Raw genomic sequence first — 4,294 nt, 5'->3', positions numbered from 1 at the left:
ATGAATCAGATTGCCCGGATAATGTAAGTACTGCCATGGTTATCGGCTACTCCTTATGTGGCTTTATATATTACTGCGACAGGGCGGGAAAAAGCCCGCTCTTCAGCCATGCCGGCATGATGTCCGGCTCCGGATTTCACGCGTAAAAAACCCGCCATCTTTAGCGGGCTGAACAATAAGAAAATGTTCATATTTACGGCAAATCCGCCGGCTCCAGCAGAGAAGCTGGCGTCTATCAATCTTGGAAGAACCAGCGCAGCTCCGCATTCATTAACAGGCATCAGAAGGCAAAAAAATGGCTCCCATCCGGGAGCCGGAAAACACTCAACTGCCTGGATCGCAGCACATCCTTTGTGAAGGATAATTTAAGTATCGGCCGGATTGCCGCGGGCATAAGCCCGGCCGGCATAATTTTTTCCGTATCCGCCAGACCTCGGCTTTTAACATAACACCCCTTGCCCGCACCGCTCAGACGGGCTGTACGCGATTTTCCTGCCGAAGCCGCAAAACCACATATCTTCCCTCCTGAAAACGCCCCAGAATCGCGCTGGGGCGTTTTACAGGCGTGAATCGTTATGCACGCCAATGACTGACACCACGTTACGGACGGAAAATTCCATCAATCAGGCATTTTTATCCCTTTCCGGTGTATCTTCTCCCGGTAGCTACACTCGTTGATGTACACACAGCGCAACCAGGACACGATATGAAAAAGTGGCTCACCGAATTTTTCGACGATATGCGTTATATCTGGGGTGAATTCGTCCGCGAAGTAAACAGCGCCACGACAGATGACGATACGGATGCTCTGGATGCGCCCGGTGCGGAATACTCGGCAGAGTGGCACGCAACGCCGGATTTTGATCCGCAAAAGGCGATAAACAACATTGATAACGTGTATACCCACGATACCCTTCACGCGCACATCTATGGCCACGACTATGACCACTGAACATCATGCAAAAGCACCCAGGAAAAGAGTCCTGTGGCGCGACCTGGCCAGCACGAAAAAAGCATCCCCCGACTTCCTGGTCGAGCGACCCGATGTAATAGAAGATCAAGCGCGATTCATCGAGGGGATAAAGCCTTCGGACTCGGGAACAGGACACCCCGCGAAAAAATAGCCCGGATCACATCCAGAATTTACGCTTAAAAAGCCGCAGACCTGAAACAAGCATCCATCCAAATAAACTGCATCCGCGCTACACCCCAAACTCAAAGAAAAACATTATAAAACATGCAATTAAAGCGAAGTTTAAGATAAAAAGTGTAGCGCTCATCGCTACACTTTTTATTCCATATAAAACAATGAGATAACTGCGTTTTTAGGGGCTTTTCGCTACACTTCAGACAGTGGGGGTGTAGCGCCCGAAAGCCTTGCAGCACAAGGCTTTCGGAGCAGTACTGTATAGTGCGTCAGGTGTGACACGATTTTCTGGTCGTTTTCAGCCACCAGAAGACTTATCGATCAGACAGGAAACATAAGCGGTGAACGGGCACGCAATTTATTGCGTGGCGGTGAGGCGCTGGCGGGTGTCGGGGCGCCGCCCTGACAGGATAAACAGATTTTTTGCATGCAAAAAATCGTACTGGAAAGGCAGAATTTCAGGGGTAATCAGCCCTTCCAGAACTGCCACCATGGCTTTGCAGGAACCTTCTGCGGGTCAGAAGCGCTCTGTTTATGCTCCAGGAGCTGCATCGCCTGTTTCAGACTATCGATATGAGAATTCTGAGCAGAAACCAGCGATTTCAGGTGTTCAACTTCCTGTTTCAACGCCCTGACCACCTGTTCATTCTCAGACAATGATGCTGTAACACGCTGTCCAGTGACCTGTTCAACAACCTGTTCATCAGGAAGACCACGTAACGCACCAAATACGCGCAATAACTCTGATGTATCTAACATTTTTGCATTTCGTTCGCCGTGACAGGTGGACAACTCACCTGCTTTAATCAACCTGTGCAGCGTGGTACGACTTTTCCCGGTAAGACGAGCTGCTTCACTGATAGATACCTGAGCCATTAGTACTTCTCCTGAAGACCATCAATCCGTGTCGTGAGGCTACGAAAAAGGTGTTCCGCATCCTCATGTAATGCTTCGCACAAGTCGGCCTCGGTATCGAGATCCAGTTCGTTGAGCTTCTCGAGCAAAAGCAGAGATTGCGCCTGAATGAATTTCGCCATATTCAGTGCTGTTTTCTGTTGTTTAGTCATCACTGCGTCAGTGCTCCAGGTTATATCCGGTTCTTTTCCGCTTCCTCGACCGTTCGCTCGCTACGCTCGGTCACTTGTCTGCGGCGAGCGGACCGGTCTTTCAAAGTGACAAGTAAGATAGACGACAAGCGTAACCAAAAAACAGGACAAGGACGATAAGCTCACGCCCATCCGGGCGTTTTTTCATAGGCTTCGCCCCCCTGACGAGCATCACAAAATATGACGTTCAAATCAGTGGTGGCGAAACCCGACAGGACTATAAAGATACCAGGCGTTTCCCCCTGGCGGCTCCCTCGTGCGCTCTCCTGTTCCTGCCTTTCGGTTTACCGGTGTCATTCCGCTGTTATGGCCGCGTTTATCTCATTCCACGCCTGACACTCGGTTCCGGGAAGGCAGTTCGCTCCAAGCTGGACTGTATGCACGAACCCCCCGTTCAGTCCGACCGCTGCGCCTTATCCGGTAACTATCAACTTGAGTCCAATCCGGAAAAACACGACAAAGCGCCACTGGCAGCAGCCACTGGTAACAGGTTTAGAGGAGGAGAGTCTTGAAGTTTCGGGTGCGATAAGGCTACACTGAAAGGACAGTTTTGGTGACTGTGCTCCTCCAAGCCAGTTACCGCGGTTCAAAAGAGCGTCAACTCTTGCGAACCTTCGAAAAAGCCACCTTGCCGGGTGGTTTTTTCGTTTTCAGAGCAAGAGATTACGACGCAACGGAAAGGATCTCAAGAAGATCATCTGTGATGTTCGACAGATATGGGGATATGCACCATGGCCTATCCGGCTTTAACTGAAATGGCGACATCCTTAACCGCAGTCTCAACCCCTGCAGCATTCCTCTGAATGCTGGTCATAACTTCACCCGCTTCGCGCATGAGTGTAACCCCTTTCCGAGTGTTCATCAGGCTGTTTTCAATGCCACAGAGAACATCCTTGGCCAGTTGACTATTGCTGGCCACGACTTGCTCAATTTCTTCAGTCGCGCTACTGACGCTCGCCGCAAGATTACGCACTTCTGCGGCAACAACCGCAAAACTTCTTCCGGATGCGCCAGCCCTTGCTGCTTCAATCGCGGCATTCAGTGCAATAAGTCTTGTCTGCATGGCAAACTTCCGGATGGTTTCCACCATATCGTCAATACTTTCAGACTGATTGTTGAGCCGTGAGATATCGGTGGAGACAGCCCCCATCCCCTGCGCAATTCTGTCAATCATAAGGATGCTATTTTCAATAACATTGGCACCGTTCTGCGCACTTTCTCGGGTCTGCACGGCCATATCCCATGCATGCACAGCAGCCTCTTGCTCTCTCTGGTTTCGCAGGACATCAGCCGTAACATCTGTAGCGAATTTCACAATTTTATAAAGCTGCCCATCACTGTTAAAGACAGGGTTATAAGTTGCACGGAACCACAGAGGGTCTCCCTGACGGTTAAGGCGTGGAAACAGACCAGAAAAAAACTCACCTTGATTCAGACTCTCCCAGAAATGTCGGTATTCATCACTTTTGTAAAGCGTCTCGGCACAGAACAGACGATGATGCTTACCTATGATTTCATCCCGCTTATAGCCAGTGGCATTGACGAAATTTTCATTTGCTTCAAGCACGATCCCTTCAGGATTGAAGGTGATGATGGCCATAGAACGGTTTATGGCATTTACGACTGCTTCCTGCTCAAGAGCAGAATGCACGCGCTCAGAAATATCGGCAGCAATTTTAATGACTCTGATAACACGGCCGCGCCTGTCAGAAACGGGAATATAACTGGCTTCAAGCCATACGGAACGATTTCCCTTTGCCAGCCGCAGGTACTTGCCACTAAAGCTTTCTCCCCTGGCAAGGCGCTTCCAGAACTGGCTGTATTCCGGTGAACTTACCAGCGAGGGCGGGCAGAATATACGATGGTGGTGACCGATTATTTCATCAGCCCTGTACCCCATAGTGGAGAGAAAAAGCGGGCTGGCTTTATTTATCACCCCCTCCGGACTGAACTCAATGACAGGCTTATTCTGACAAATTGCGTCATACGAAATGGCTGATCGCTGGAGGTTCAGGGAGAACATATTTTTAAGTGAAAACAT

The 4,294-nt window shown here is 49.9% G+C and carries 4 protein-coding genes; 1 reads left to right on the top strand and 3 read right to left on the bottom strand.

Annotation, left to right across the window (positions count from 1 at the left end; translation table 11 throughout):
* The first annotated feature begins 706 nt into the window (after positions 1–706).
* A complete protein-coding gene (locus MY052_RS24170; protein ID WP_163219960.1) occupies positions 707–952 on the top strand; it encodes a hypothetical protein in 246 nt (81 codons plus the stop codon).
* 663 nt (positions 953–1,615) lie between these two features.
* Here the strand turns inward: MY052_RS24170 and MY052_RS24165 are convergent.
* From MY052_RS24165 to MY052_RS24155, 3 genes are all read right to left on the bottom strand, one after another.
* Positions 1,616–2,023 carry a helix-turn-helix transcriptional regulator gene (locus tag MY052_RS24165; protein WP_035897801.1) on the bottom strand — a complete coding sequence of 136 codons (408 nt, stop codon included), beginning with the start codon at positions 2,021–2,023 and terminating at the stop codon, positions 1,616–1,618.
* Positions 2,023–2,214, bottom strand: coding sequence for a Rop family plasmid primer RNA-binding protein (locus MY052_RS24160; protein ID WP_163219962.1), 192 nt, complete (start codon positions 2,212–2,214; stop codon positions 2,023–2,025). Before MY052_RS24160 ends, MY052_RS24165 begins: the two co-directional genes overlap by 1 nt.
* Positions 2,215–2,989: 775 nt before the next feature.
* Positions 2,990–4,294, bottom strand: a complete 1,305-nt coding sequence (locus tag MY052_RS24155) for a methyl-accepting chemotaxis protein (protein WP_163219958.1) — start codon at positions 4,292–4,294, stop codon at positions 2,990–2,992.

Source organism: Kluyvera ascorbata (assembly GCF_023195735.1).
Classification (GTDB): Bacteria; Pseudomonadota; Gammaproteobacteria; order Enterobacterales; family Enterobacteriaceae; genus Kluyvera; species Kluyvera ascorbata.
This window is presented reverse-complemented; position numbering and strand designations above follow the sequence as displayed.